This is a genomic window from Sphingobium amiense, from assembly GCF_003967075.1.
GTDB classification, from domain to species: Bacteria; Pseudomonadota; Alphaproteobacteria; order Sphingomonadales; family Sphingomonadaceae; genus Sphingobium; species Sphingobium amiense.
Genome location: NZ_AP018664.1, coordinates 1781897 through 1806709, shown reverse-complemented (window position 1 = coordinate 1806709; position 24813 = coordinate 1781897). Strand labels below are relative to the sequence as shown.

The following is a 24813-nucleotide window of genomic DNA, read 5'->3' as shown; positions in this document are numbered from 1 at the left end:
CAGCGCCCCGCCGTCGGGCCACACCATGCCGCTGAGCCCCCGGTCGCACTGGTGATAGAGGCGCAGCAGGTCGAACTCGTCATCGCCGACTAGCTCGCTGGGGTTTCGGGAGAAGTCGCCGACGCCTTCGACGTGCCAGCTGGTGACTCCGCCCCATGGCTCGTAGTCTGCTGGTCGCTGGGAGATGGCGCAGGCGATGAGGAGTTTTTTTCCGCGTCCCCTGACAGGAACATGCGGTTCGTGGCCGCGACGTACAGGTCCACGAAGGCCTTGCCCGGCGACAGGTCATTGTCCTGCTCCAGCTTCGCAAGATCCTTGTCGAGCGCATCGATGGTGTCGAGCGGGATGGTGCCCTCATGCGACCGGAACGGCGTGCATAGGCCAGACCAACCGGAAAGGATGACGGAGATAAGCAGGGCAGGGGCTTCGCGGTTGAAGATGAGGTTGTCCGCAGCCATCTTGCGGAGCGGACCCCAGTTTTCGTGGACGCCCCGCGTCACTCGCGCGATCTCGTCCTCGCTCGGCCCGGGCGGAACGAATGCGGGGATCTTTTCGGGTGCCAGATCCCTGTGCTCGTTCTCGAATTCGTCCGCCGCTTCCCAGTGCGCGCGCAGCAGCATTTCCCAACGCTCGAATTCGTCATCGCTGGAGAGCGCGCGCAGGCCGCGGATGATTTCGTCGCGCATCGCGTCCTTGTCGTGACGGCGCAGGCCTTCTTCGACCATGAGGCGATCATAGCGGCGGCGCTCGCGCCTGGTGGCGGCGCGCAGGCGGAATACGGGCGGGGTTTCAAGGTGGGCCAGCGAAGCGGGGGTGAACCGCTCGATCTCGCTGGCCTCATAAGGGACAGATGCCACAGCTTACTCCGATGATTGGAAGGTCCGGAGCTTCGGATGGTGAGGTCCGAAGCTCCGAAGGTCAGAAGGGGAAGACGATCGACACGTTGCGGTCGAAAACGTCCACGAACAGGTCGCCGGTCTCGGTCACATGATCCTGTCCGATGTTGGGCGAGCGATAGTTGAGGCGCGCGTCTGGCGCGTTCACGCTGACGACGGTGCCCGGACCCATGCCGTACTGCGCCCATACCGCGTGCTGCGCCTGAGCATCGGCCAGCGCGAGGGTGTCGAACTGCGCCTTGCGATATTTCTGCAGGTCGGCGGTGATGGTCGTGCGGCTTTCCACCAGTTCCTCGGCGTCCGACCCGTCGGACTTGTTCGGGTTCGGCGGAGCTGCGGTGCGCAGGCCGAAGTCGAACACCAGCGACGCTCCGCCGACGGCCTTGTTCGCGATCCACAGGTCGCCGTCGCGGAACTTGGGCACCGCGCCCAACGCTGGGATGGCCGGAGTGGCTTCGTCGACCGAGTTCTCGATGGTGCCCGTCATCGTCACTTCGAGCATCGGGATGGCGCCCTGCTGGCGGGTCGACACCGGTAGGTTGATGCGCAGGCCCGACACTCGCATGTTGACAAGATCGAAGCGCAGGCCGTCGAGCCAGAGCGACTGCGACAGCGGGTCCGGATCTGTCTCGCTGATGGAGCGCTGATAGGCCAGCTGGGGCGGGATCTGATAGTTGCCGCTCGGTGCCGCGCCCAAGGTCTCCATGAGCGTGGCGACTTTACCAGCGGAGTAGGAGCGGATGGGAGTCAGCCGCTTGGGATAGCTGGCGCCGATGCTGTTGAGCGACACGAGCAGTCCCTTGTATAGGCCCGCCGTCGCAGCGGCGCTGGCGCCCAGCGTCACTGATGTGGTGGTGGGGCCGGCGCCGATGGCCTCGGGCGCTGCCGGGATGGCAGTCGAGACGCGATTCTCGGTGAACTTCGCTGCCTGCAGCACACGGCCCGGAATGTAGGCGTTGGCGGCAGGCACTGCTCCGCCTGCAGGCGGGCGCAGATAAATGTTGAAGGTGAGGGTGCAGTTCTTCCCGATCACCTCGTCGCCGTTCTTGTGGATGGTGCCGGTATACTCTTCATTCTGGACGGTCACGCCCTGAATGTTGAAGTTGACATTGGATACCGTCATAACATCGCTTGTCGGCGAGGGCTGGACGAACGTGTCGACGAGGGGCTGCTGCGCCACCGCGAGCGCAGTCTTGTTGGCCTTCAAGCCCATGGATCAGTCCTCCTTGCTGCTGGCGGGTTCGGAAGCAGCGGGCTCCGCCCCCGCGGCCTTGGCGGCCTCTTCCTTCTCGGGATGAACGAAGGTCGCCTTTTCGACGGCCTTATCCAGATCGTGGCCGCGCTTGGCAGCGGCATGGATGGCGTTGAAGTCCACGCTGCCGTCGGGCAACGGCGGCGCGCTTGGCGTGTCAGCCATGGTCGTTTCTCCGGTGGTTAAGTGAAAAGCTGGCCGCCGTGCCCGACGATGGTCGAGTGACTGCGGATGAGTGTGTAGTAGGTGACGCGGACCTGCAGCACGGCCGATCCGACGTCGGCGGATTCGGGCTGGCTGCTGTCCGAGCCGATAGGTTCGACGTCCTCCACCATGCCGCCCAGTGTCGGATCAGCCTGAAGAGCGTCGTTGATGTCGCTGACTGCAAGCTGGTTGATCTGGTCCAGCGTCGCGTCGGTGGTGTTTCCGCTTTGCACCTCGAAGGTGAAGAGCGCGTCGTTGAAGAACTGCCCCATCTCGGGCGAAAGGTTGAACTTCACCTCATGGCGCACGCTGTATCCGGGCCATTCGCCTTCGCTCAGCGGCTCGGCGGTGCTGCGGTCGGCAAAGCCCTGCAGATCGGGGCGGCGCACGGCGATCGCTTCCATCAGCGCGGCTTCGACTTTTCGGATGGCGGCAAGGGTTTCAGGCACCCTTCACCTCCTTGACGCCAACCTCCCAATAGAAGCCGCTCTCGTCGGTATTCGCTCCTGCCGGTGCAAATGTCCGCCCGGGCAGGCGGGGTAGGGTGATGCGCCACGTTCCCTGCGGCCGCGTAGGGAAGGTTGCCTTGTCCAGCTCGATCAGAATGTCCTGAGCGGTGGCTGCGGCGAAGTCGAGCACGCGCGTTTTGTCGCGATGGCTGACCTGGCGCTTGATGGTCACCGGGTCGCTGCCGGGCATCACCACCGTGATGGTGTCGCCCAGCAGCTGGTCGGACTTGGAGAACAGCTTTTCGGTGCGGCTCTCCAGATCGGGAAGGGGCATCAGACCGGCGGAGCGCCCGCGCCGTCCGCGGCAGAAGCGGCGGCGGCTTTGTGAGCTTCCACCAGTTCGGCGATGCGAACCTCGGTTTCGGTCTTGCCCTTCACCCGCTCGGGCTGCTCGAGGCCCGGGCCGGTGATCTCATAGAGACCGCCGGCGATGTGCTTGGCAGTGAACAGGGACGCATCGTCGCCATCCTGCTCCGCTGCCGCATGTTCCGCCGCTTCGCGTGCGAGTTCGTCCGACGTCTTTCCGGCAATGATGCCCTCGTCGATGAAGGACTGGCGGCGATCTTCCGGGACCGTGTGCCTGTCACCTGCGTTCAGCACCACCATGCTCGTACCGTTATGATACACCTTCTGCTTGAGGATCTTATCTTTCGACATGTGCCACTCCTCAGATGGTGCCCGTCAGGACGAGGTCCGGACGCGCGTTTACGAAGAGCGGGTAGGAGTAGATCTCCGGCTGGACCCACTGTTGCTTCTCGCTCTTGTCCTTCTCGAGAAAAGGATAGTAACGACGCCCGGGCTGGTTGAGCAGAGGCATGGACTCGTTCATCGGGCCCATGACGTGCTGCCACATGCCCGGCACGCCAACCGGGAAGAAGCGGGCCTTGTTGGTGGGGATGGAGATGGTCGAGCCATCGTCCGTGCCGCGATAGTGGACGAAGGTGACGCCGCCGAGCGGAAATTCCTCCCACAGGCGCTCGCCGCGTAGCTCCGCCGCCGCAGCATAATTCTGATAGGTCTTCTCGACGGCGGGGTGGCCGGTCAGGGCAAACCAGAAAGCGTCGCCGCACAATGCCTTGACGCGGAAGCGCGGGTCGTTGCCAGCGCCTGACGCACGCGCGATCGGCATCACGATCAGTGTGGCGATCTTTTCGCGCAACTGGCCAATCGTCATGTTCGGATCGTCCAGCGTGAGGTCGATGTCGCTGGGTTGCGTGATGCCGAACTCGGTCCAGAAGTTCACCAGCGTCGAGCCGTCGGTGTCCAGCACCAGACCGTTGAGCGCGCCTAGCCGCTGGAATTCGAAGGTGGCCTCGGTATCGCCGATCAGCTTGTCCTGCTTCTTGGCGACCTCGGCAGCGGCGCGGTCGGTTTCGGTCTCATCTTCGAGCGGATTGATGTTCGCCAGTTCGTGCGCGTACAGCTTGTCACCCTTCGCCAAGCGGGGGATACGCAGCGGACGCGCATCCTTGTCGTCGGGCTGCGCCATCTCGATAGGTGCGCCCCGCAAGGTGGTGCGGATCAGGCTGACGTACCGCTTCCGGCTGATCACGTAGACGGTGTCGGTGGTGGCGCGGACCGGCTCAAAGCCGATCACGCTGTCGAGCTGATTGGGGATATAGGGGCGGCGGTCGAGCCCGCGGATCATCGACGCCTGCGTGAAAGCGTCGCCGCCGAAAACTGCCATGGAAATGGCCATGATGCTTTGTCCTTTCGAAAAGAGCGGCGGTTATTCGCCGGCGTGCTGCGGCAGGACCTTCATCCCGCGCGCGCGTAGCGCCTTGATTGCGGCGATCCGGTTCGCGTTGGAGATGCCGGTTGCGAAGGTCAGGTACGGCAGGCTGATGGTGGCCGGGCCGTTGCGGGTTGCCACCGTCTTGACGTCCGCGCCGGTCGAGGTGACCGGGTGAAACAGGATTGCAGCAGCCACCTGGGATCCGTCCGAGGCGGCGGGATTGTGCGGCACGAACTTCTCGTTTGCCGTCACTTGGCCCAGCACAAGGCCCGCGTCATAGTTGCCGGCAGCCGCGGCAAAGACGATTTCCTCGTTGATCTGGTTCGGCGGGTTGCTTTCGCCCAGGTAGCAGCCCGAGCGCTTGTTGTTGAACGCTACAGCCGGCATGTCACTTGCCCTCCTTGTTCAGCCCGTAGGCCTTGGTCCAGACGCTATCGGCTTCGGCCTTCTTGTCCGGCTTTTTGCCGCCATCGGCGTCGATGTTGCTGTTGCCGGTTTCGGCGATGGCCTTCTTCATCTCCTCCCGGGCAGCCGCTTCGGAAGCGGCCTGCTGCTGTTCGGCGGTCAGAGCGGTCGTGGTCTCGGCGGCGGCCTTCGGCGCCTTTTCGAGGTGGCCGATCACGTCCTCGGCGGAGAGGGCTTCGCTGGCGAGCAGCGACTGGGCGAGGGCTTCGCGGCCGACATAATGTTCGGATGCGAAGACCTTGTTCATGCGCTCGTTTGCGGCCTTGAATCCGCTCGTGTGCGCCTCCTTGCGGGCAGCCTCGGCAGCCGCCGCCATTTCGTCTTCGGTGGGCATGGAAGGTTTCTCCTTGTCAGGATTGGTGGGCTTCTCGTCTTTTCCGGGGCCGACCGGAGCGGGCGAAACTTGTGGATCTTCGTTGGCCGCAGAGGCCCGATGCGCCGCGAGGCGCTTGCTGGTGGTCATGCTGGCTCCTGTGTTGGCCGGTCAGGCGGACCGGGCTTCGGCGATGAGCGCGTCCCATGCCTCGCGTTCAGACGCGATTTCGTCGATCAGGCCGAACTTGAGCAGGTCGTTGCCGGTGAAAACCTCACCCCGCAGTTGCTTGAGCGACTTGACCGAAACACCGCGATCGCTGCGCATCGCAGAAACGAACTCGACGATCTGCTCGCTGGCCTCATCGACGATCTCTTCCAAGCGGCTGATAGTCTCGGCATCGACCGGTTCGACACCACTCCATTTGGCCTTGCGATCTGCCCACGCGGCTCGGATGACGATGGGCTCAAGTCCCGCCTTCTCGTACATCTTGGACTTGTCGACCATGTTGATGATGGCAGCTATGGAACCGCCCATTACCTCGCGGCGGCCCATGATCTTGTCGCAGGCGCTGGCAAGAACGTAGGCGGCGCTGCACGCGCGCTCGTCGAGATAGGCATAGATGGGCTTGCCGCCTTCCGCTTTCGCCATGCTGGCCAGTTCCTCGGCCGCTGCGAACATGCCCGCGCACTCGCCGCCGCCGGAATCGAACGGAAGCATCATGCCCGTGATGCTGTCGTCGGTGGCCGCCGCGCGCGCCTGCCGCAGCAGGAAATCGTAGCCGATCAGACCGGACTCTGCGTCGAGCCAGCCGCCGCGATGAACCAGCGACCCCCTGACCGGAATGACGGCAATGTCACCATAGGCGGCAAAGGCGCGGCGGACGCCATTTGGACCCTGAAATGTTGCGAAGCCCTCGTTCGCCTGAATGCGCTCCGGATCGTGGTCAACCCTGTCCAGCGTGGCGGAGGTCAGCTTTTGCGGTCGCGCGCCGGTGATGCGCGTCTGCGCGAATTCGCAGAGCACCTCGTTCTTGAACCGGTCCAGCGCCAGTGGACGGTTGTAGAGGCGCTCGGCCCACAGCGGGAAATCGGTCATGCTGCCCTGCGCTCCGGTTGCGCCGGCGGGGCTGGTGCCGGCTCATTTTCGTTCGGATCGTCCTCCGCTCCGGTCGGTGCGGCTTTGACGTTGTGGTTGGGGGGCGGCATGCCGCGCTTTGCGCGCTCTTTGAGATACCAGTCCTCTTCCGCCATCACGTCAGTAGGATCTCGACCATCCTCCAGAATTGCGGCGACCGTCGATTTGCGGCCCGCTGCGATGTCGAGATTGTTGGCGTTCGCCTCTTTGAGCGGATCGACCGAACCTCGTCCGGGTCCGATCCACTCCGCCATGCAGATAGCCGTCTTGTTACGATAGAAGTTGGCGGGGCCGCCCGGGACAGTGATGTCCCCGTTCGCGACTTCCACTTCGAGCCATGCGGCATAGATCGGGGTGCAGAACTGCTGCGTGAAGAACTCACGATCCTCAAGGAAGGAGCGCCACAGTTCGTTGAGCAGGGCGCGCGCCGACGAATAGTTGATGCCCGACCAGTCCTGCGACAGCTGAGGGTAGCTGATGCCGAGCGACGCAGCGATCTTCTGGAGGACGAAGCGCGCGAAGGCGGGATAGTTGCTATTCGGATGGCTGGCATCCGGAGCGACCACGTCCTCCTCGGGAAGGAGGTGGACGATCTGCGCCGCATCCATGCGGACCGGCGACTTGGTACGATAGTCGAGATACTTGTCGACCCATGCGTCCAGCTCATTGTCGTTGCCGGTCGGCGCCAGCGCGGCCTGCAGATCATCGGTCGACCCGGGCGATCTGATGAAGAACGACAGAATGGCCGCTTTGAGCGCGGCCTGAACCTCCGCCCGGTCGACGCGGTCCAGCATTTTCGCCGGGACCATCGCTTCGGCGAGGCGCGAGATGCCGCGGTTCTGTTCTGCGTAGCGGGGGCTGAACACATGGACCAGCTTGGCGCGCCCGGTTTTGCCGAAGCGGGGGATATAGTCCCACCGGTCCGATGTCTTGCGGCCAGCGCTGTCTGCCGGGTGACGCGACGCCACGTAATAGCTGATGGCCGCGCCGCTGGATGAGAAGGCAATGCCATTGCGGAGCAGCGGTCCCTCTTCGAACATCCGGTCGCTCGGCGTGCTGATGCGCTCGGCTTCGAAGAGCAGGACGTTCGTGGTGTTCGAGATGCCGCGCTTGTCGTCACGAATCTCGGCCGCCACCTCGCCATCGCGGATATAGGTGAGATAGGCGAGCTTAGTGATCTGCCCGAAGGTCAGCATCTGCCGAGCATCGCATCGGCGTTCGATGTCCTTGCCCCAGACCTTGAAGCGGGCCTCCGTCTTGGCGGTCCACTTCATACGCCAGTCGTAATCGCGATTGAGGATGGTCAGCTCGGGCTGGGCTGCCAGACGGATCGACCCGCCGATGACGGATTCGACACGCCTATCAAGCCCGCCGTTGATCCACGCGTTGTTCTTGTCGAGATCCCGCGCGCGACCGAGGATGGCGTCCCGCTCGCCATAACTGTTCGAACCGGCAAACCCGGGAGGCGGATTCCAGCCATTCATCTCAGGGATGTCGCTGCGGCCAGCGTCGCGGCGGGGCTGGCCGAAGCTGATACCCAAGGAATAGGCAGCGCGGCTGAGGCCTGCGCCGATGTCCGAGATCAGCCCCATCAGTTCGAATACCGGATGCCGATGGCGCGGCGGCGCGGCGAACCGCCATCGTCGGCGAGGACGTCCGCCAGTTCCTGGTTCAGAGCGGTGAGGACCTTGGAGATACCGTCAAGGGTTATCTCGCTGAAGGTCAGCCGCCGGCCGTCACGCCAGACTTCTTTCACACGCTCACCGCGGATCAACGACAGCCGCTCAGCGCGGACCGCGGCGATGTCCGCCCTGATTTCCTCTGCTGTAGCCAATGTCGCTTCCTACCTGCTATTGAGCGCGTCAAAGCGCTGGAGAAGATTTCCCTTGGTTTCTTTCTTCGGCGTGGGAACGGGTGATCCCTCATCCGCAACCGCTTGATCACCTCCCCCCGTGCTGATGAGAACGGGGGTTGCCCACGGCGGTAGCTTCCCCTCGTCCCATTTGATGTCCTTGCGATCGGGCTGGAGCATCTGGCGGCCAGCCTCCTCGTACCCGAAGAGATCGAGGCTCTCGTTTGGTCCCGTCCGGTCCCACTTGCCGTCCTTCAGCGTCTCGCCGAAATACTCATCGAAGTGGTTCGACGAGATGCCGTCGGCGAATTCGCATTGGCCCGGGCCGCCGTCCGCTACACCGAGACGCTCGATTGCCTGCTCTTTGAGCCCGTGCACGCCCAGATCGAACTCCAGCACGATGGGCGTAACCTCATGGCCGTGCTCGTCCTTGCTGACCTTGCGCGGCACCACCGGCAGGGGCGGAGCGGTCACAGGCTTCGCGCCTTTGATCAGTCTGACCTTCGGCCAGGGATTGGAACGCGAGCCCCAGTACCTGCCACTTCTGATCGACCGGCGGGCAAATTCTCGCGCCTTCCACGTCGAATTGCCATCGCCGCTGTCGATGCAGGTCACCGCCACCGGCATGGCCCACCCCGGCCGTCCAAGGATGGGGAAACGTCGGTCGATGACCATCTCGTAGAGGACGTCCCAGTCGTCGATGCGGTCGGTCGGGCGCAGCTCGCGCCACACACCGTCCGGCCAGCGCCGCTGCGTCAGGGTAGACCGATCGATCCACCACGAACGGCTTTCCAGATCCCAGCCGCGAAAGCTGATGTCGAACTTGCCGTGCCCGACGTCGACCGCGGCGGTGATGAAGCGGACGGAGGCCGGGCATCGACCGATCGTAAACCGCAGATCGTCCTTCTGCCCGTCGGCGGACGCATCATGTCCACCCGATGCACGCTTCTGTAAACCTGCGCTGTCCAGATCCTGACCAGCCCCAGCGCCCTCGAAAATCTCCGCGAAGACCTTCGCCAGCACCTGCTTGAGCTTGTCGGTCTTCCGCGTCGACTCATAGTGGGCGTTCGCGCCCTCAAGATCGCGCGCCAGTTCGGCGTTGGTGATGGCCTTGACCATCAGGCCGTGAATCCAGAAGCCGCGCGCTGGATTATCGTCGGGTTCGCCCATGATGCCGGCTTCGACGTCGAGCCATTGGCCCTCGTGCATCCAGCCGCTCATGGTGTTGCGCCCTGTCCCCCGGCCTGCCGCCGCATCGTCGACCATGGCAAATCTCTGCTTGTCGTCGAGACCGGCAAGGCAGTGAGGGCACTGCATCACAGCGGTCTGCTCTGCGACCTTGAGGCGCTGCGACAGGGTCCAGCGCTCGTGCTTCGGCTGCTTCTCGTAGACCAAGCGAAACCGCGGAACGTCGGGCCAGAACTTGGTCGGATAGGGCGATGCATGGCCGCCGCAGTTCGGGCACTGCATGATGAATATGCCCTTGGAGGACATGGTCCACGCCTGCGCCACGCCAGAGCCCCAACCCATGTCGGGGTGAGACGTGATGCCCACCTTGCGATGCGAGCCCAACTGGCGGCCACGGATGCGGGTCTGTTCAAGAAAGTTCGAGCAGAGCACCTTCGGAAAGGTATCCAGCTCGTCGACCCGCATCCATGCCGCCTGGCGGCCCGTCACCGTTTTGGTGTTGGCCTGCAGCACCTCGACAGACCGCCCGCTGACTTTCTTCGCCTTGAGCTTGTCATCGCTCCTGCCGGTGCCGACCTTCGCCTTGATGTCCGGATGATCCTCGAAGAGATACCGGAAGCCCTTGTCGCAGTAGCTGTCGACCTCGCTGTCGGACCCAAGGTAGATGAGCATGTCGGGCATCGGCCCATGCTTCATCAGCTTGTACTCGTAGCATTCGAACAGCGCCGTGCCGCCGGATCGCCCAGGCTTGGGCATAATCACCTCGCGGCAGGTCGAATCGTCCAACCCATACCGGGCAGGCCCGACGAGATACGGGGTCTGCGCCCTGCTCCAGAGGAACTTCTTGTCGCCCTTGGGGGAGCGAAAATAGCGGGACGTCTCCGCGCATTCGATGGTGCCGATGTCGTCCGGCGGAATGAGATGCGACCGAACGCCTCGGGCTATCTCAGCAATGTCGGCGCAGTAGCCGTCGGCGGCGATCTTCTCGATCTCGCTGGCAAGCTCCTGCCTACTGTAGACCCGCACCTAACTCCTTCAGAAATGCGTCGACGATTCCGCCGACGTGGACCGCCACGTTCCGCAGTTCGTTGTCGATGACTGCACGGGCGGCCGGGTCCATGCCGCCGTTCGGGTCAGTCACCTGAGAGATGCCAAGGATGCCGCCCGTGACGGCAGCGTTGTAGCGGATCAGGAAGTCGCGGACTCTAGCGGCGGGCACATATTCCCGCTGCCGCGTCTTCTCGTTCTGGGCCCGAATGGTCAGGTCCGCCAGCTTGGCGAGATCCGCGAGGCTCATCGGGCCTTCCGGATCCTCAGGAACCGAGAAGCTGGTGAGCTGATGCGCGCGGCGCGCTGCGGCCTCGTTCGTGGCCATGCGTTCGCGCGCCCGTCGGATCATGTGCCTCAGCACCTTCACCACCTGAAATTCCCATGCGACGCCCTCCGCGCCGCGCCGCTTTACCGGAAACGCAGCGTCAGGCTCGATATGGGTGACCAGCAGGTTGCGCCATGTCATACCCACGATCTTCGACATGACGGTGGTGTCGACGACGTCGCGCGGCTTTGCCACCGTCAGGGCTGCCTCGAGACGCTTGATCAGATTGCTGGCGTCACCTCTCGGTCTGGCCATGGTTCAGTCCTTCCGCCGCCGGCGCGAGCAGCTGCACTCGGTCGAGCCTAGAGCGTCTGTTGATTGCAAGGGTGAGTGCTGCCCGGCGGCGGAAGATCGCTCGGACGAGCAGCGATAAGGCTGCCCGAGTCGCAAAAGCTAATCCGTTGCAGATAAACGAAAAAGGCGCGCCCGATTTTGGACGCGCCTTTCAGCAATTCGATTTCGTATGATTCGGATGTCCCGAAAAGTCAATATCATTGAAATCGCTTTTCAATCTCCAGTCGATTGGCAATTCCCCCATGGAGAGCAAGCGCTCCACGAAGGAAGGCCGCCCGGACGTTAGAATAGCGGCAGCGAGATGCCTTGGCTGCGCTGGTAAGTGTCTGATCTTCCAAAACAATGAGATCGAACAGCCTTGAGACATCGTCGGGTATGAAGCCTTGGGCAAAGCGGAAATCTGATCGAGCTTCTGCTGCCCACTGAGATTTGGGCAGATGACCGTAGATCGGGTCGCCTCGCACGCTTTCGCCGTAGCCCGCAACCGGTGCAGTCGGTTCCATCTCGCCGGCCTCGTACCGATCCTTATACCAGCGGCAGGCTGCAAAGGTGTCATCGTCCAGCACGCCATGGCTGTAGAGGTAGGCGATCTGGCTGATCAGAACCCGGCGCACGGTCCGGACACTTCGCACCGTCCCCTTTTCACCGCGGGGCGTATATGGTCGGAACTCCCCCTTTGTCAGTTGCTCAGGCGTCGGCGGTACCACTGTGTCGTCAAGGTTGGCGAACTCGCCGCTTTCGACCTGGGCGACAGCGATCGTACGCCGCCGGTCCTGCTCCCGGTCATCCGCATCTCGCTTCAACAGCGCTGCGACACGCTGCTCCTCTGCCTCTCGCACGCTCTGGCGATCCTGCCCCCGCTTCGTCATCATTTCTTCGCCTTCCCATGCACTTTGGCGGCAATCGCCTTCACCAGTTCTCGGTCGCCCCATGACTGGATCCAGGCAGGGTCCAGCACGATGAAGCCAGTTTCGTGGAATGCCTGTCGGGCCAGTCGGCGCGCGGCGGCGGGATCGGGGTCGCGCATCGACGACGCATGACGCCCAAGGGAGGATTGCATCGTCACAGCAAGGCTCCTTCCGCCGGCGGCGACACGCGCCGGCATCCTTTCCACTCGCCCATGGTGATCCTGCCGCAGGCGTGGCACTTGAACGGGACAGCCTGGCCGCGATCGTCTTCCCGGCCGCCGCACAGGCATTCGTGATAGGGAATGGGCGCCTTCATGCCGGTGCCCCCTGCTTGAAGACTGCCCTTGCGACATCCAGCCAAAGCAACCACAGCGCAGCGTCAGCTTCATTTTCCTCGAACGCGCGCTCGCTTATCTCGCCGTTCCAGTGCTTCGACGACTTTCGGCGGTCATCGAGCCGCGCCAGGCCAGATACGATGGCTGGGATTGTGACCCGAACTGCGGTGATTTGAAGGCGCGTCAGGTCTTCTGAATAACGCTTATCTGAGGCGAAGACAGACGCTCTGTCCATCGCGATCCGCAACGCTTTTTCATTGGGGCCGAACCGAGGATTCGCTTTTCCCTCAATCATGCCGGCCGCCCCTCATTGAACTCTTCCGCCATCTTGGCCAGCTCGTCAGGGCTGGGCTGACGCAGGTTCGAATAGTCCCTCTTCTTGGTGTCCTCGGCGCGCATCCCTGCGGCCGATTCCATCTCCTTCACGAAGGCGGCCACCTCGGCTGGGTCGACGGGATCATCTTTCAGCCGCTTGCGCTCAGCCAGTTCTTCCTCGGCCCGCTTCGCCGCTTCGAGCAGCTTGGACATGGTGCGCTGGCGTTCGCTCTCGGCGGCGCGAATGTAGGGCAGCAGTTCCCCATACCCGGCGGGGAAGAACTTGTTGGCCTTGGCATAGGCCATGGCGCCCTCTCGGATGGCCTCTAGGCAGTGGGGGCGGCAGTCGTCGCGCAGCAGCTTGAAGCGGCTCTCCGCCTCCGACCGGCTTTCGTTCCTGACGGTGGTTCGCAGGCGAAGCTCGGCGAGGATGTTGTCGAGCGGATCGGAGATGAGCGGGTGCACCTTACCGTCCTCGCCCTCACGCTGCCCGATCACTTCGCGAACGGCCCTCTCGCTCAGGCTGTCCCGGAATCGCTGAGCCACATCGCGAAGCTGGCGCGGGCCATCGGCGGGGATCTGGGCCGGCATGGCATAGGCGACGTCCTCGAACAGGCCGCGCCCCAGCCAGCTAGGAACCATGGCTTTGAGCGAGGTAATCGAATACGGGGTCGCGGAACTGCCCGCCGTGACCGCCTGATCCTGCCTGATGGCGATTTCCTGTCCCATGGGTGGGCATCCTTTCGTCAGCTGAGAGCAGCCAGTTGATCCAAGTTCGCTGCCAGTCGGTCTTCGTTGCGCCGGCCCCGGACTTCGCGAGCCAGTAGTTTCGGAATTTCTCCCGCTCCCGGACGAAGGCGCCGGGCGGCCAGTTCTCCACCATCGCCGTGTGCTTCTCGCTCAACGGCTCCGGCTGCCAGTCCTCAGCCAACCGGGTCCCCTTACGTGCGCGCGTTTCCGTCGCGGGGGTGTGGGTGGGGGTGGGTTTTGGTTGGGGGTCTGGGGGAAGGAAAAGGGAGGGGGCGGGCGAGGGGGTGGGCGTAACAGACGTAACGTCACCATCGTCACTCGCGGCGTTATGCGTTACGTCATCCGTTACGCTCTCACCGGCTTCCCGCTGCTTCTGACGCGCCCGATACCGTGCTTGCCGCTCAGCATTCGCCGTACGTAGCGTTGCGTTACTCGTAACGGATTTGGTGACGCTCGCAGCCTCTGCGACGGCGGAGCCATACAGCTCCATGACGAGCACCATCTGCTCCGGCGTCATGCCAGCTACGGCGATATCGGCCATGATCGATCGAGCGTCGCGAAAGCTCATGCAATCGCCCTCGCTCGAAGATTAGCTAGGAAGTCATCGCGCGAAATTTGATATCCGCTGCAACTAATAGCCTGCTTGATCGAGCAGGGCGGCTGCGAGATCGAAGGCCGCCCACCTTCCTTCCAAGTGCGACAGAATGCCTGAAGCTCGCTCGAATAGGTGAACCATTCCCGGTGAAGCCATTGCGCCGCAAATTGCTGGTGCATGGCGTCCTCGTAGCGCCACGCGCTTGAGCGATCCGGGAACGTCAGGAGCAGATCGATGGACAGTTTCTCGTGATTGCCAGCCTGGAGATCGTAGAGGCGCGTCCACGGGTTCGCTGACATGCCAATTTTGACTTGGCGACGCGACGCTGGGACGATGAAGTAGAGGCGGTGCTTGCTCACGCAGCATCGCTCCCGTGGCACATGAGGGAGCATTCGATATCCGGCTCATCCAAGATATTGCCGCGCGCGGGGTCGAGTTCGTCGAGGAAGACACGACCTTCCTTTTTGGTTCGGATGCAGGTGGCGCCAATCTCTCTCTCGATCCGTGCCATACGTTCGAAAGCTTCGGGGAAGTGCCGCCGGATCTTGTTCCAGTACCCCATGCCGCCCTTGGGGCAGCCGATGCAGTTATTGTTCTGGAACCCCAAGCGATACATCGCCGGGATTTCAATGCCCGCCTCGCGGATCATTTCTTTGCAATCGGACTTGGTAAGTCCTTGGTCGATCAGCGGCGTTTCGAGGTAAACTTCGAAGTTTTCCTCACGGAAGCGGTTGGCCCGGGCCTTCTCTTCGGCGGTGTAGCCAAAGACCTGGATGTCGTCTGGCCGTTGAAAGGTGAAGCGGAGAACGCGCTTCATTTCTCCAGTGCACTTGGCACCGTCGGGACCGACGATATACCGCTCGCGCAGCATCACGTCCCATGGGTCTTTATAGAACCGGCTAGAGAGCTGGACGATTTCGCGCCCGAACCACTTCTCGCAGTCAGCAAGGAAACGCTTGTTGTCGGGGTGCTCGCCCTTCGGGTCTGTGTAGGCCACTACGACGCGATCACCGTATTTATCGATTGATAGCTTGGTGGCGGCAGCAGACGCCGCGCCGCAGGAGAACCACGACACAACTCGGGAACTTTCCGTTGGCGACGGCACGTCGAAAAGGGCAAACTGGTCAGCCGTCACTCAGACGCCCCTCCGGTTCATCTCACGCGCCGTCAGGCCGACTTCGATCAGGCTGGTGACGAAGGTGTCGAGATCCAGACCCTCCTCGCGAGCGGCGCGCAGGACCTGGGCGCTGATCTTGTGCTTGCGGCTTTCAGGGGAGCGCCGTCGATCCATCTCAGCAAGCAGCATGTCGCGCGCAAAGGCGGGAAGCGCTGTCGACTGACCGGACCGGTCCATCTCATCCACCAGCCAGTTGAAGTCCTCCTTGGGCAGGCGGAAGCCGATGTAGAAGGGCACGATTTGCTCGCGCTCGGTCTCCAGCTTGAGCGCTGCTTCCACGGCGCCGGACTTCGGCTCGACTGTTCCGGCGGATTGAAGCCGCTTCAGTTCGGTGACGAATATCCCCCGGCAGAAGGCGGAGAAGGATTCGGCATCATCCGCGCACTGATCGTACTGGTCGCTGATCCAGCGCACGTCTTCCGGCGTGAGCTTGAAGCTGATCTGATTGCTGCGCGGGATGGTGCCGGAAGCCGCACGCGCTGGCTCCTGCTGGGCAGGAGGCACCGGTGGCGAGGTGGGCGCAGTTTGTGGGAGAGCACTTTCAGGAGGCACTGGCGGTTCGACCGGGGCGTTGCGACGCGCAACGTCGATAGCGCGCGAGACCTTCTTCCAGTCGACGGCGTCGGAACCTTTCTCAGCGGCGAGCACCGGCGATCCGGCCGACAGGAAGATCGGCCGCGAAAGGGGCAGCGCTGCCTTGATCTTCTTCCGGAAGATGCGGAACGAGGGGAAGCGGCCGTCTATGTCGATGGCAATCGCCCCGGCGTCTGTCAGCGCCTGAATAGCGTGGTTGAGCTGAGTCTCGTCCTCGAAACCATAGGACATGACCATGGCTTGCTTGGAGAGGCCTGCCTGCTTCGCTTCGGCGCGCTTCACCAGACCGTCGAGGAGCGCGACCTGCTGGTGACCGTGGGATTTGCTCATGGGGGAGATCCTCAGAGGTTCAGGGCCGGGCGCAGCACTTCGGAGGCGCTCCACGGCGGGGAAAGATTGAGGGCGTCGCAGGCGTAATCGAGAATTCCGATTGCCTCGGCCTGATCGTGCTTGGTGGGACGGAAGCCCAACTGGCGGCAGCGCTCGATAGCCATTGCCTTGAGGTCGACCGACTTGGTTCCGCGGGGCATCTTGCCGATGAAGTGCCGTCGCCAGGTCGCCTGATGGACGGACCGGATGATCCGGAACCCCATCGCGTCCCCGAAGCTCTCGATATGACCGGCTATGCCTGCCGCCAGCAGGATCGATTCCTTGTTGGTCGGCACCGGGGATCCCGGCACGATGTTCACCAGATCCTCGTAGAAGACGGCCTCGATCTCTCCGAGCCGGTGGAGCGCCATCATATTCTCGTGGACGCGCGCGAAGACGGTCCCACGAGAAGTGAGTTCGGAACCCAGTTCCCAGACGCCGGAGGCGGGCTGGTCACCGGGAGCCCAGAGCGCCCACCCCATGGAGCGCTTGGAGGGATCGAGGCCGAGGACGCGCATCAGTTCAGCGGCGACACGGTGGCGAGAGCAGGGCGCTTGCGCTCCCGGGTCGGCATGCTGTCCGCTTCGCCCTCGCCCATGGCGTCGACCAGATCGCGGCTGAGACCGATGTCCAGCCCTTCCATCAGGCCATAGAGCGAGCGCAGGAAGTCGTCGCGCTTCGTGTCTTCCATCTCGGCCAGCTTGAACGCCAGCTTGGCGGCGCCGGGATGGACGTGCGCCTGCTTCTTGATCGCCTTGTAGGCGGTGGACTGTTCCTGTGCGAACTCGCCGACCTTTGCCTGCGCGGGACGGATGTCTTCCTTGTAGAGCTTGATCGCCAGCGCGAAATCCGGCTTCGGAATCTCACCGCTGATCGGCTTGTCGGCAGCTTTCTTGCCTCGTGCCATGTCGTGTCCTTTCATTGAGCCGATCGGGAGGTAGGCTTCGGGCGGCGGCGGATCGGCGGCGTCGCTGCTGAGGTGGAGTTTGGCTTCGCCCAGGCTGATGCCGGCGATTGCGGCGGCCTCTTGGACCGGCTTTCCGTCGCGGATCGCGATGCGGAATGTCCGCAGTTGGACGGAGCCTCCGGTCACCGGTCTTCGTTGTCGGTGCCGAGGACGAGATCAGCGCATTCGGTGATGCTCCGGCCGTCAGCTTGATAGACAGAGATGGAAACTGAGCGAATTCCGCCGACCGCTTTGGCCCAGCGCACCAATGAAGCGATTAGCGGATCCGGCTCAGTGGGATCTGGGATAGCAAATTTGCGGTCCTGCATCAGATCCGCTCCCCCTTGGCGACGGCGTAGATCAGCGCCAACTCGGGATGCTCCTCGATGGTAGGGCGCTCTGTTTCGATGATCCGGTTGAGCCGACGCTTCATCTCGTCACGCTGGTCCTCAGCGGATGCGATGTTTTCGGCCATGCTTGTTCCGGCCCAAAAGCAGCCGGCGATGAAGCCGACTATGCCGGCGACAACGGCGTAAAGGATCAGAGAGATCATAAGGCTGCTCCGTCAAAGAGTGGCGCGACGGAGGGCGATTGATCGGAGCGGGCATTGGCTAAGGGTGTGCCGCCCGTATCCCCTCCGACTGTCAGGCTATCTTTGGGCCCATCGCCCCTCTTTCGGTCCCGTCGCGGACCGGGGATTTCGTCAAACTTGCCGACTTCGTCACCCCAGCAATCCCAGCCGAAGGCGTGCGCTCTACTGAAAAGCTCGCACCGGGGCCGGTCGCCATAGAGGCGCAAGATGTCTTCGCGGATGCGGTCAGGTTTGCGACTATGCTCACGCAACGGTTCGATGATGAGGCTACGGACGCCGCGGTCGATCGGAAGCCCAACCTCGCCTATGGTGGCCAGCAGGCAGATCTCGACATTGGCGCGCGTACTGTAGCCGAGCCCCATGTGCCAGCCACCGTCCCGGCGGGTGCGCTTGGCCCACGTGAAGGCCACGGTTTTATAGGTGAAGCCCCAGCCGCGAATGACGTCGATCGCTCGGTCCAGCAGCGGGTTGGTGACCCAGCAGAACAGAGCGCAATTTGGAGCCGCGAGGTGCCCTACTGGTAATGCCGCGATCTCGTCGATTGACATGCAGTCGTAGTGACGAGCCGCGTTCTTCCACTCTCCGGCCTTCGAATAGTTTTCATAGCGCCATGGCGGATCGGCATAGATCACCTCATAGCCGAACATGCTCAATGCGCCGAAAGGCCAAGATTCTGCCATGGTCAGCGCCCCTTCGACGTGAAGGGGATGAGCACTGACACAGCCAGATCGGCCAGCGGCGCCAGCTTGCCTTTGTCACCGTTGCAGAACACCTGATCCATGCCCAGTTCGGCGAACACTGACGCGACCTTCATCAGCGTCGCGATGACATAGCCGGGCGCTCCGGGCTCGGGGTCGAGGTCGAATGTGCCCTGGCCAATGTCGCTCAACAGGCGGGCAGTGAAGTCGCGACCGAGGAAACTCGCCAGCACCAACAGAGTGTCCGAAGGCGGCGTACGACGTTCCTCGCCTGTGGCGACGTAGCTCCGAAGCGTGCGGACCGGGATGCCTGTACCATCGCTCACATCGTCAACCGAAAAGCGCCGGCCGCGCCCGACGAACAGGCGCAGAGCATCCGCAACCGCGTTGCCGGCACGATCAGGTGAAATCAGGCGATCATTCGACACTGCGCTATTGCTCCGCGCCTGCCAGGGCAGGACCATGAACTGTGATGGAAAGATCAGCGCGACCGGCGCTCGGACTGGAGAGGTTGGCACCGGTCGCGCCGAAACCCGGCGTGCAGGCCGGGGTGTCGATGGCCTGGGCTGTTCCGAGCGCATCGACGGAAATGAATTGGCAGGGGATGAGGCGCTGAAAGCCTCCCGCCGATGGGCCGTGGAGCCAGCCAATCACGCGGCGCGCTCTTCGGCGGGCGCGTCTGCGGGGATGTTGATCAGCTCAACCTCGGTGAGATCGATGCCATGCTCCTTCGCGCGAGCCAGGATAGTAGCTCGACGCCACTCCGGAATGTCGCGCTTGGCATGCCAGCTTTTTACAGTCGAAGGCGGCACCTCGATTTTGGCGGCCATCGGCCGAATTCCGCCAAATTTTTGAAAGACGCTGAGCATGGAGGAGCGATCCGCTGATGGTGTGCGATATACGCACCTTAATCGCACCATCAATGTGCGTCAATCGCACTTACCTCCGCACTGCGAAAATCGCACAAGGCTGACATGGATTCGCAAGCAATCATCGAAGGTCTCAAGCGCTACAACATCCCTCACGAGCGCATCGCTGAGGTGATCGGGCGAGATCGCACTGCCGCCACGAAGCTGGTGAATGGCAAGCGCTCTGTGAAAGTGAACGAAGTTGCCGCTCTCGAGGCTCTGATCGCTGAGTACGAGATGGAGGCGGGCGACACGACGATCATTCGTCGTGCTGAACGGTTAACGGAACAGTTCGAGGACGGTCTCCTCGGTGACTATGTTTCAGTCGAGGTCCTGCCGACGCATGCCGGTATGGGGGCGGGTGGAACAGCAGACGGGGACCGAAGGAAAACTCTGCTTCCCCGCTCGTTGGTGGAAGGCGAACTCAAGGCGTCGCCAGGCGATCTGCTGGTGATTGAAGTGCGTGGCACGAGTATGGTCCCAGACTTCCGACAGGGCGATCAGATACTTATCGATCGGCGGGATCGTGACCCGAAACAGGGCGGTCCCTTTGCGATCTTCGACGGGGACACCTACATCCTCAAAAATGTCGAGGTGCTTCCTGGCCCCGAGGGTAAGATGAGAGTCTTTTCGACAAACCCCATATTCTCCGACTGGTTTCCTGCCGATGGCGAGGCTCACATTGAAGGCAGGCCGGTATGGTACGCGCGACGCCTCTAATTGCGATCGTGCTGCTGTCAAATTGCGGCCCTTGGACGGACAATCAGAAAGCCGACGCGCTGGCTTCTGAGTTCGATCGGCTCACCACAGCAACTGAGCGCTGTCGGTTCGCTGCGCAGATTGTGTCAGCGTATGCAGCTGCTGGCAATGGCGACAAAGTCAGCGAATGGCAGCACAAGCAGCGCGTCGAATGCCTCATGAAGGACACGCAAGAATCGGTCGGGATTTACGGCAAATAGCATAATCGCACTTTCTTCGCACGCTATGTGCGAAAATCGCTTGACTAAGTGCGAACGTCGCACATACAAATGCGCCATCACCCGCTGATGGGCGCTGGCTGACTCAGCATCCATCCGCCCGGATGGAGGCTTTCATGTTGAACGGCTGTGAACACCCGGATGCGCTCGCCAGCGAGTGTGGCGCGACCGGCACTCCCCCCCTGACTTATGCCGGTCGCGCCGACCTCTCGCGAGACCGTGCACACTGGTCGTTCGACCGCGATGCGTATCGGCATGACGTGCTTTCGCTCGCCTATCGGCCGGGCACCATTTCAATGCTCCTGCTTGTCCTCACCGCGTTCTGCGCCTTCGTCATGGTTGCAGTTGCCTTGGGCGCGCAGGGATGAGTTTCGTCGACCTCATCAACGCGAAACGCGCGCCGGGGCATTTGCCGTTTACGAGGGGCGAGATCGCTGCCCAGCGCGCCCGGGAGGCCGCCGACTTCCACACCTTGCCGCAGGCGGAGCGTGACCGTCGCGTAATGGCGGCAATGGAGGCGGTCCGGTGACGGAATTGTTCGCGCCTCCTCTCTCGCCTGACGGTCTGATCGTACACCCCGGCGCCTATCCGGACGTGTCAGCGGAAGATTATCACGGCCGGGAAATCTGTGTCCGCCCGTCCGTCAGCAGCAGCGGTCTCAAGCTGATCTCGTCAAAATCGCCCCGACATTACTGGGCTGCGTCCAGTATGAACCCCAACCGCCCGGAGCGGAAGGAGAAGGCGCATTTTGCCATCGGCAAGGCACTGCACGACGTGCTGTTGCTCAGTGACCGGTTCGGGACCCACTATTACATCCTGCCCGAAGGGTACAACGCCAGGTCTCGGGAGTTCGAAGAATACCGGCGCGCCGCTGAATATGCCGCGCGCAAGGGCCGCACGGTGCTGACGAAGACGCAGCACGAGATGATCCTCGCCATGGCCGATCAACTGGTCAACGACGAGCTGGCGTCGGCGCTGCTCACAGCTGGCACGCCTGAGATGACGCTCGTGGCGATCGAGCCCGAGACGCAGGTCTACCTGCGCGCGCGGCCAGACGTGCTCCCCACCACCATGGAAATCATCCCCGACATCAAGACTGCGGCGGATGCTTCGCTTGACGTCTACGAGCGTGCGGCGACCCGCTTCGGCTATTTCCAGTCGGCGGCCCATTATCTCGACGTGATCGAGCAGCTCTACGGCGCTGCCAAGCGCAAATTCGTGCTGGTGACGGTTGAGAAGGAATATCCCTACGTCGTCACCATCGACCAGCTGGACGACGTCGACATTGATTTCGCGCGCCTGCGCAACAGGGCCGCTCTCAACCGCTTCGCCGAATGCGTGAAGACGGGGGAGTGGCCCGCTTACACCTCACGCCAGAAGCCAATCCGCCAGCTGATGATGGCGCCCTACGAACGGGCACTGATCAATCAGGCGATCGAGCGCGGCGAGCTTTCCTACTGACGGAGTTCCCCAATGATCCTTGGCTACGATACTGAGACGACGGGCCTACCTGACTGGCACCAGCCTTCCGACGCCCCGCATCAGCCCCACGTCATTCAGATCGCGATGATCTGCCAGACGATGGACGGCACAGAGATCGATCGCTTCGTCAGCATCGTGAAGCCGGGCCCCGGCGCTGTCATGGAGCCCAAGGCTTTCGAAGCCCACGGCATCACGCTCGAGCAGGCGATGGACGAGGGCGTCGATCCCGTCGAGGTGACGGACCGCTTCATCGACTGGGCGGGCAAGGCGCAGCTGATGGTCGGCCATAACGAATCCTTCGACCGTCGGCTGATGCGGATCATGGCGGCGCGGCACAAAGGCTTCAAATGGGAGCCTACGTGTCCGAACTTCTGCACTCTCTACAGGTCGAAGTTCGTCCTCAATCTCCCGGCGACGCCTCGAATGATCGCAACAGGGATGCCCGGACCGAAGGCGCCCAACCTGGGCGAATGCGTGCAGCACTTCTTCGGCGAAACGCTGGAAGGCGCGCACGACGCTGCGGTCGATATTGAAGCCTCGCTGCGGGTCATGTGGCATCTCATCAACGAGGTGGGTGTGCCGATGTTCAAGGCGACGCGTTCGACCGGCGGGCGGCCCGCGCCGCGCCGGTCCTCTCCGGCGCGCCAAGCCAGCGGCGACCCCTTCGCCGCCGCTGCCGCCCTGCTTGGGGGTTCAAAGTGAACCAGCCGGTTTCAGCAGAGGATATTCGGCGCCAGTCGCGCGGTGAGGTGGCCAGCCAAGCGGCTGGAGTCGAGCACAGCCGCGCCGTCGCCGAGGTGCAGGCCGCTGTCACGGTGGCTCAGCGCTGCCCTCGCGACGAAGCCCGCGCAATCGAGAAGGCAAAGACGAGCTGCCGACAGTGGGAAGTCGCGTCGACAGCCTTCTTCAAGTTGCCACGTGGCGGCGAGAGCGTCACCGGGGAGACCATCCACTTGGCCGTCGAACTGGCGCGGTGCTGGGGCAATATCGACTATGGGATCATGGAACTCGCGCGCGACGACAGCGCACACGAATCCGAGATGCTTGCCTTCGCCTGGGACCTGGAGACCAACACCAAGGCACGTATGACCTTCATCGTACCGCATAAGCGCGACAAGCGCGGCGGTCCTGTCCTGCTGACGGACATGCGGGACATCTACGAGAACAACGCCAACAACGGCGCGCGCAGACTGCGTGAATGCATCTTCCGGGTGCTGCCGCCCTATCTCAAGGAGGTTGCCAAAGCGACCTGCTACGGGACGCTGGAGAAGGGCAAGGGCGATAAGCCATTGGAGGTTCGGGCGGCCGAAGCAGTTGAAGCCTTCAAGGGCATCGGCATTGCGCGCGACCGGCTCGAAGCCAAGGTCGGTTTGGTCCGCAACTGGACCGCCGCTGACATCGCCAACCTCGAAGTGTCCTTCATGTCGATCAAGCGCAACGAGGTTAGCGCCGACGAGGAGTTTCCTCGCGGCGGTGTCGACGAAACTGTCGAGCAGGCGAGAGCTATCGCGCACAAGGCGCGAACTGCGAGCAGACCCGATCAACAGCCCAGCGACGAAGCAGAGGGTCCTGACGATAGCCAGCGTGGTGAGGCGAACGCGGAGGCGCCCGGAGATCCGGACCTGCGCCGCGCCGCCATCGACATCATCCGGCGCGCGGCAGTGATCGGCGGTCGCGACGAATACGACGATCTGGAGATGGAGGCTGCTCCGCTTCTCTCCGATCTGCCGCCAGCCCTGATCGATGAGGTCAACGCCGCGCTGGACGAAGCCCAAGCCCGAATTTCCCGCAACCCCAAGGGAGGCAAGTAAGATGGCCAAAACAGCAGCGAAAGTTCAGGAACCAGCGATCGACCACGAGGCGGTCAAGAAGGAGGTTGCTGACAAGCCCATCATCGTCCTGATGGACCCGATAAAGCTCGACGCTTACATCGCTGCCTTGCGGGCTGAGGTGGCTGAGAACCCGGGCGATGTCGGCACTGCCAAGGGCCGCGACATCATCCGCGCCAATGCGGCAGAGATCGGCAAGAAAAAGTCGGCCATTGATCGTGAGCGGCTCCGGTCGACAGAGGAGTGGCGCAACAACATCGCGACGGTGAATGCTGCTGGCAAAGTGGTGAAGGAGACCCTTCAAGCTCTGCAGGACGAGACGCGCGCGCCGCTCACCATCTGGGAAGAGCGCGAGGAAAGCCGGATGGCCGAGGCTGCTTCCATCATTGCGGATATGAAGGCGGCGGTGGTCATCCAGGTCGGCGACACCGCGGCGATGCTGCGCGAACGGCTCGAGCGCATCCGCAGCCGTAATCTGTCGGACGATATGTTCGGGCCGCAGATCGAAGAGGTGACCGACCTTCGAGACGAGACCGTGGCAGCGCTGCTGACTGCTATCACCCGCGTCGATCAGGAAGAGGCTGATCGGGCCGAACTGGTCCGCCTTCGCGAGGAGCGGGAAGAGCGTGAGCGTCAGGACGCAGCGCGTCGCGAGCGTGAAGAGGCCGAGCGCGCCGAAGCCGAGCGTCAGAGGTTGGCGGCCGAGGCGGAGGCTCAGCGGCAGGCGGACGAAGCCGCACGCATCGAACGCGAAAGGAAGGAGGCAGCTGATCGCGCCGTCCGCGAGGCGGAAGAGCGGGCCCAAGCGGAACGTGATCGCATCCAGCGTGAGCATGAGGCCCGGTTGCAGGCCGAGCGTGATCGCGCTGAGGAAGCTGAGCGCCTTGCTCAGGAGGAGCGGGCCCGAGCAGCGCGCGAGAAGGCGGAGCGCGAAGAAGCCGCTCGCCGCGAGCAGGAGGAGCAGGCGCGGCGGGAGGCCGACCGTGCCCATCGCTCCAAGATCCAGCGAGAGGTGAAGGAAGCCTTCATGTCGTGCGGGGTCGACGAAGACACGGCGAAGAAGCTGGTCCTCGCTATCCTCGCCAAGACCGTCCCTCACACCAGCATCCAGTTCTGAG

General features: G+C 62.9%; 38 protein-coding genes. 8 read left to right on the top strand and 30 right to left on the bottom strand.

Going from position 1 to position 24813, the window contains the following annotated elements; translation table 11 throughout:
• Positions 1–89: 89 nt before the first annotated feature.
• From SAMIE_RS08735 to SAMIE_RS08595, 30 genes are all read right to left on the bottom strand, one after another.
• Entirely contained in the window at positions 90–857 is a 768-nt protein-coding gene (locus tag SAMIE_RS08735; RefSeq protein WP_066700091.1) for a hypothetical protein, read from the bottom strand.
• Positions 858–918: 61 nt separating this feature from the next.
• Entirely contained in the window at positions 919–2103 is a 1185-nt protein-coding gene (locus tag SAMIE_RS08730) for a hypothetical protein (RefSeq protein WP_232037402.1), read from the bottom strand.
• A 9-nt stretch (positions 2104–2112) separates the two neighbouring features.
• A complete protein-coding gene (locus SAMIE_RS08725) occupies positions 2113–2313 on the bottom strand; it encodes a hypothetical protein (RefSeq protein ID WP_066700085.1) in 201 nt (66 codons plus the stop codon).
• A gap of 17 nt (positions 2314–2330) precedes the next feature.
• Positions 2331–2801 (bottom strand): hypothetical protein, encoded by a 471-nt coding sequence (locus SAMIE_RS08720; RefSeq protein WP_066700084.1) that lies wholly within the window; start codon positions 2799–2801, stop codon positions 2331–2333.
• On the bottom strand, positions 2794–3135 hold the full coding sequence (locus SAMIE_RS08715) for a hypothetical protein (protein ID WP_066700081.1): 342 nt from the start codon (positions 3133–3135) through the stop codon (positions 2794–2796). Before SAMIE_RS08715 ends, SAMIE_RS08720 begins: the two co-directional genes overlap by 8 nt.
• Positions 3135–3518 carry a hypothetical protein gene (locus SAMIE_RS08710; RefSeq protein WP_066700079.1) on the bottom strand — a complete coding sequence of 128 codons (384 nt, stop codon included), beginning with the start codon at positions 3516–3518 and terminating at the stop codon, positions 3135–3137. The genes SAMIE_RS08715 and SAMIE_RS08710 overlap by 1 nt, the downstream gene beginning before the upstream one ends.
• 10 nt (positions 3519–3528) lie before the next feature.
• Positions 3529–4560, bottom strand: a complete 1032-nt coding sequence (locus SAMIE_RS08705) for a major capsid protein (protein ID WP_066700077.1) — start codon at positions 4558–4560, stop codon at positions 3529–3531.
• Positions 4561–4590: 30 nt separating this feature from the next.
• Positions 4591–4983, bottom strand: a complete 393-nt coding sequence (locus SAMIE_RS08700; protein ID WP_066700072.1) for a head decoration protein — start codon at positions 4981–4983, stop codon at positions 4591–4593.
• 1 nt (position 4984) lies between these two features.
• Complete coding sequence (locus tag SAMIE_RS08695; RefSeq protein ID WP_066700067.1) at positions 4985–5524, bottom strand: hypothetical protein; 540 nt, start codon at positions 5522–5524, stop codon at positions 4985–4987.
• Between the two features lie 21 nt (positions 5525–5545).
• Positions 5546–6472, bottom strand: coding sequence for a S49 family peptidase (locus tag SAMIE_RS08690; RefSeq protein ID WP_066700065.1), 927 nt, complete (start codon positions 6470–6472; stop codon positions 5546–5548).
• A complete protein-coding gene (locus SAMIE_RS08685) occupies positions 6469–8103 on the bottom strand; it encodes a phage portal protein (protein ID WP_066700063.1) in 1635 nt (544 codons plus the stop codon). The genes SAMIE_RS08690 and SAMIE_RS08685 overlap by 4 nt, the downstream gene beginning before the upstream one ends.
• Positions 8103–8345, bottom strand: coding sequence for a hypothetical protein (locus SAMIE_RS08680; protein ID WP_066700062.1), 243 nt, complete (start codon positions 8343–8345; stop codon positions 8103–8105). Before SAMIE_RS08680 ends, SAMIE_RS08685 begins: the two co-directional genes overlap by 1 nt.
• A gap of 9 nt (positions 8346–8354) precedes the next feature.
• On the bottom strand, positions 8355–10577 hold the full coding sequence (locus SAMIE_RS08675; protein WP_066700060.1) for a terminase gpA endonuclease subunit: 2223 nt from the start codon (positions 10575–10577) through the stop codon (positions 8355–8357).
• A complete protein-coding gene (locus tag SAMIE_RS08670) occupies positions 10561–11181 on the bottom strand; it encodes a hypothetical protein (RefSeq protein ID WP_066700058.1) in 621 nt (206 codons plus the stop codon). Before SAMIE_RS08670 ends, SAMIE_RS08675 begins: the two co-directional genes overlap by 17 nt.
• Before the next feature lie 236 nt (positions 11182–11417).
• A complete protein-coding gene (locus SAMIE_RS08665) occupies positions 11418–12092 on the bottom strand; it encodes a hypothetical protein (protein ID WP_066700056.1) in 675 nt (224 codons plus the stop codon).
• Positions 12089–12286 carry a hypothetical protein gene (locus SAMIE_RS23355; protein WP_126516778.1) on the bottom strand — a complete coding sequence of 66 codons (198 nt, stop codon included), beginning with the start codon at positions 12284–12286 and terminating at the stop codon, positions 12089–12091. The genes SAMIE_RS08665 and SAMIE_RS23355 overlap by 4 nt, the downstream gene beginning before the upstream one ends.
• Positions 12283–12444, bottom strand: a complete 162-nt coding sequence (locus tag SAMIE_RS23350; RefSeq protein WP_157077758.1) for a hypothetical protein — start codon at positions 12442–12444, stop codon at positions 12283–12285. The genes SAMIE_RS23355 and SAMIE_RS23350 overlap by 4 nt, the downstream gene beginning before the upstream one ends.
• Positions 12441–12758 carry a hypothetical protein gene (locus tag SAMIE_RS08655; RefSeq protein WP_066700052.1) on the bottom strand — a complete coding sequence of 106 codons (318 nt, stop codon included), beginning with the start codon at positions 12756–12758 and terminating at the stop codon, positions 12441–12443. Before SAMIE_RS08655 ends, SAMIE_RS23350 begins: the two co-directional genes overlap by 4 nt.
• A complete protein-coding gene (locus SAMIE_RS08650; RefSeq protein ID WP_066700050.1) occupies positions 12755–13507 on the bottom strand; it encodes a hypothetical protein in 753 nt (250 codons plus the stop codon). The genes SAMIE_RS08655 and SAMIE_RS08650 overlap by 4 nt, the downstream gene beginning before the upstream one ends.
• On the bottom strand, positions 13410–14069 hold the full coding sequence (locus tag SAMIE_RS08645; protein WP_126516777.1) for a hypothetical protein: 660 nt from the start codon (positions 14067–14069) through the stop codon (positions 13410–13412). The genes SAMIE_RS08650 and SAMIE_RS08645 overlap by 98 nt, the downstream gene beginning before the upstream one ends.
• Before the next feature lie 23 nt (positions 14070–14092).
• A complete protein-coding gene (locus SAMIE_RS08640; protein WP_066697618.1) occupies positions 14093–14482 on the bottom strand; it encodes a GIY-YIG nuclease family protein in 390 nt (129 codons plus the stop codon).
• Entirely contained in the window at positions 14479–15258 is a 780-nt protein-coding gene (locus SAMIE_RS08635) for a hypothetical protein (protein WP_066697615.1), read from the bottom strand. Before SAMIE_RS08635 ends, SAMIE_RS08640 begins: the two co-directional genes overlap by 4 nt.
• Positions 15259–16224, bottom strand: coding sequence for a hypothetical protein (locus SAMIE_RS08630; RefSeq protein WP_066697612.1), 966 nt, complete (start codon positions 16222–16224; stop codon positions 15259–15261).
• An 11-nt stretch (positions 16225–16235) separates the two neighbouring features.
• Positions 16236–16781, bottom strand: a complete 546-nt coding sequence (locus SAMIE_RS08625; protein ID WP_066697604.1) for a hypothetical protein — start codon at positions 16779–16781, stop codon at positions 16236–16238.
• Positions 16781–17356, bottom strand: a complete 576-nt coding sequence (locus SAMIE_RS08620; protein ID WP_066697601.1) for a hypothetical protein — start codon at positions 17354–17356, stop codon at positions 16781–16783. Before SAMIE_RS08620 ends, SAMIE_RS08625 begins: the two co-directional genes overlap by 1 nt.
• Positions 17353–17538, bottom strand: a complete 186-nt coding sequence (locus tag SAMIE_RS08615) for a hypothetical protein (protein WP_066697598.1) — start codon at positions 17536–17538, stop codon at positions 17353–17355. The genes SAMIE_RS08620 and SAMIE_RS08615 overlap by 4 nt, the downstream gene beginning before the upstream one ends.
• Positions 17538–17762 carry a hypothetical protein gene (locus SAMIE_RS08610; protein WP_066697594.1) on the bottom strand — a complete coding sequence of 75 codons (225 nt, stop codon included), beginning with the start codon at positions 17760–17762 and terminating at the stop codon, positions 17538–17540. Before SAMIE_RS08610 ends, SAMIE_RS08615 begins: the two co-directional genes overlap by 1 nt.
• Positions 17759–18481 carry an MT-A70 family methyltransferase gene (locus SAMIE_RS08605; protein ID WP_232037401.1) on the bottom strand — a complete coding sequence of 241 codons (723 nt, stop codon included), beginning with the start codon at positions 18479–18481 and terminating at the stop codon, positions 17759–17761. The genes SAMIE_RS08610 and SAMIE_RS08605 overlap by 4 nt, the downstream gene beginning before the upstream one ends.
• Before the next feature lie 2 nt (positions 18482–18483).
• On the bottom strand, positions 18484–18963 hold the full coding sequence (locus tag SAMIE_RS08600) for a hypothetical protein (RefSeq protein WP_066697591.1): 480 nt from the start codon (positions 18961–18963) through the stop codon (positions 18484–18486).
• A 186-nt stretch (positions 18964–19149) separates the two neighbouring features.
• On the bottom strand, positions 19150–19368 hold the full coding sequence (locus tag SAMIE_RS08595; RefSeq protein ID WP_126516776.1) for a carph-isopro domain-containing protein: 219 nt from the start codon (positions 19366–19368) through the stop codon (positions 19150–19152).
• Positions 19369–19473: 105 nt separating this feature from the next.
• Between SAMIE_RS08595 and SAMIE_RS08590 the strand changes: the two genes are divergently transcribed.
• The 8 genes from SAMIE_RS08590 to SAMIE_RS08560 all read left to right on the top strand — a co-directional run bounded on the left by SAMIE_RS08590 (position 19474) and on the right by SAMIE_RS08560 (position 24812).
• A complete protein-coding gene (locus SAMIE_RS08590) occupies positions 19474–20127 on the top strand; it encodes a S24 family peptidase (RefSeq protein ID WP_066697574.1) in 654 nt (217 codons plus the stop codon).
• Positions 20106–20366, top strand: a complete 261-nt coding sequence (locus tag SAMIE_RS08585) for a hypothetical protein (protein WP_066697572.1) — start codon at positions 20106–20108, stop codon at positions 20364–20366. The genes SAMIE_RS08590 and SAMIE_RS08585 overlap by 22 nt, the downstream gene beginning before the upstream one ends.
• Positions 20367–20500: 134 nt before the next feature.
• Positions 20501–20752 carry a hypothetical protein gene (locus SAMIE_RS08580; RefSeq protein WP_066697570.1) on the top strand — a complete coding sequence of 84 codons (252 nt, stop codon included), beginning with the start codon at positions 20501–20503 and terminating at the stop codon, positions 20750–20752.
• Complete coding sequence (locus SAMIE_RS23345) at positions 20749–20913, top strand: hypothetical protein (RefSeq protein WP_157077752.1); 165 nt, start codon at positions 20749–20751, stop codon at positions 20911–20913. The genes SAMIE_RS08580 and SAMIE_RS23345 overlap by 4 nt, the downstream gene beginning before the upstream one ends.
• Positions 20910–21845 (top strand): PD-(D/E)XK nuclease-like domain-containing protein, encoded by a 936-nt coding sequence (locus SAMIE_RS08575; protein ID WP_066697564.1) that lies wholly within the window; start codon positions 20910–20912, stop codon positions 21843–21845. The genes SAMIE_RS23345 and SAMIE_RS08575 overlap by 4 nt, the downstream gene beginning before the upstream one ends.
• Positions 21846–21857: 12 nt before the next feature.
• Positions 21858–22568, top strand: coding sequence for a 3'-5' exonuclease (locus SAMIE_RS08570; protein WP_066697561.1), 711 nt, complete (start codon positions 21858–21860; stop codon positions 22566–22568).
• Complete coding sequence (locus tag SAMIE_RS08565) at positions 22565–23677, top strand: hypothetical protein (RefSeq protein WP_174522202.1); 1113 nt, start codon at positions 22565–22567, stop codon at positions 23675–23677. Before SAMIE_RS08570 ends, SAMIE_RS08565 begins: the two co-directional genes overlap by 4 nt.
• Position 23678: 1 nt before the next feature.
• Entirely contained in the window at positions 23679–24812 is a 1134-nt protein-coding gene (locus tag SAMIE_RS08560; protein WP_066697558.1) for a coiled-coil domain-containing protein, read from the top strand.
• The last annotated feature ends 1 nt before the right edge of the window (position 24813 follow it).

Bases quoted from the DNA above. Each gene is read 5' to 3' on its own strand.
- SAMIE_RS08685 (WP_066700063.1), bottom strand. From the start codon at position 8,103: ATGGGGCTGATCTCGGACATCGGCGCAGGCCTCAGCCGCGCTGCCTAT.
- SAMIE_RS08610 (WP_066697594.1), bottom strand. From the start codon at position 17,762: ATGATCTCTCTGATCCTTTACGCCGTTGTCGCCGGCATAGTCGGCTTC.
- SAMIE_RS08605 (WP_232037401.1), bottom strand. From the start codon at position 18,481: ATGGCAGAATCTTGGCCTTTCGGCGCATTGAGCATGTTCGGCTATGAG.
- SAMIE_RS23350 (WP_157077758.1), bottom strand. From the start codon at position 12,444: ATGAAGGCGCCCATTCCCTATCACGAATGCCTGTGCGGCGGCCGGGAA.
- SAMIE_RS08725 (WP_066700085.1), bottom strand. From the start codon at position 2,313: ATGGCTGACACGCCAAGCGCGCCGCCGTTGCCCGACGGCAGCGTGGAC.
- SAMIE_RS08600 (WP_066697591.1), bottom strand. From the start codon at position 18,963: ATGGTCCTGCCCTGGCAGGCGCGGAGCAATAGCGCAGTGTCGAATGAT.
- SAMIE_RS08625 (WP_066697604.1), bottom strand. From the start codon at position 16,781: ATGCGCGTCCTCGGCCTCGATCCCTCCAAGCGCTCCATGGGGTGGGCG.
- SAMIE_RS08655 (WP_066700052.1), bottom strand. From the start codon at position 12,758: ATGATTGAGGGAAAAGCGAATCCTCGGTTCGGCCCCAATGAAAAAGCG.
- SAMIE_RS08690 (WP_066700065.1), bottom strand. From the start codon at position 6,472: ATGACCGATTTCCCGCTGTGGGCCGAGCGCCTCTACAACCGTCCACTG.
- SAMIE_RS08585 (WP_066697572.1), top strand. From the start codon at position 20,106: ATGGTACGCGCGACGCCTCTAATTGCGATCGTGCTGCTGTCAAATTGC.
- SAMIE_RS08595 (WP_126516776.1), bottom strand. From the start codon at position 19,368: ATGCTCAGCGTCTTTCAAAAATTTGGCGGAATTCGGCCGATGGCCGCC.
- SAMIE_RS08560 (WP_066697558.1), top strand. From the start codon at position 23,679: ATGGCCAAAACAGCAGCGAAAGTTCAGGAACCAGCGATCGACCACGAG.
- SAMIE_RS23345 (WP_157077752.1), top strand. From the start codon at position 20,749: ATGAGTTTCGTCGACCTCATCAACGCGAAACGCGCGCCGGGGCATTTG.
- SAMIE_RS08650 (WP_066700050.1), bottom strand. From the start codon at position 13,507: ATGGGACAGGAAATCGCCATCAGGCAGGATCAGGCGGTCACGGCGGGC.
- SAMIE_RS08670 (WP_066700058.1), bottom strand. From the start codon at position 11,181: ATGGCCAGACCGAGAGGTGACGCCAGCAATCTGATCAAGCGTCTCGAG.
- SAMIE_RS08705 (WP_066700077.1), bottom strand. From the start codon at position 4,560: ATGGCCATTTCCATGGCAGTTTTCGGCGGCGACGCTTTCACGCAGGCG.
- SAMIE_RS08590 (WP_066697574.1), top strand. From the start codon at position 19,474: ATGGATTCGCAAGCAATCATCGAAGGTCTCAAGCGCTACAACATCCCT.
- SAMIE_RS08645 (WP_126516777.1), bottom strand. From the start codon at position 14,069: ATGGCCGATATCGCCGTAGCTGGCATGACGCCGGAGCAGATGGTGCTC.
- SAMIE_RS08715 (WP_066700081.1), bottom strand. From the start codon at position 3,135: ATGCCCCTTCCCGATCTGGAGAGCCGCACCGAAAAGCTGTTCTCCAAG.
- SAMIE_RS08700 (WP_066700072.1), bottom strand. From the start codon at position 4,983: ATGCCGGCTGTAGCGTTCAACAACAAGCGCTCGGGCTGCTACCTGGGC.
- SAMIE_RS08580 (WP_066697570.1), top strand. From the start codon at position 20,501: ATGTTGAACGGCTGTGAACACCCGGATGCGCTCGCCAGCGAGTGTGGC.
- SAMIE_RS08570 (WP_066697561.1), top strand. From the start codon at position 21,858: ATGATCCTTGGCTACGATACTGAGACGACGGGCCTACCTGACTGGCAC.
- SAMIE_RS08710 (WP_066700079.1), bottom strand. From the start codon at position 3,518: ATGTCGAAAGATAAGATCCTCAAGCAGAAGGTGTATCATAACGGTACG.
- SAMIE_RS08615 (WP_066697598.1), bottom strand. From the start codon at position 17,538: ATGCAGGACCGCAAATTTGCTATCCCAGATCCCACTGAGCCGGATCCG.
- SAMIE_RS08665 (WP_066700056.1), bottom strand. From the start codon at position 12,092: ATGATGACGAAGCGGGGGCAGGATCGCCAGAGCGTGCGAGAGGCAGAG.
- SAMIE_RS08630 (WP_066697612.1), bottom strand. From the start codon at position 16,224: ATGAGCAAATCCCACGGTCACCAGCAGGTCGCGCTCCTCGACGGTCTG.
- SAMIE_RS08695 (WP_066700067.1), bottom strand. From the start codon at position 5,524: ATGACCACCAGCAAGCGCCTCGCGGCGCATCGGGCCTCTGCGGCCAAC.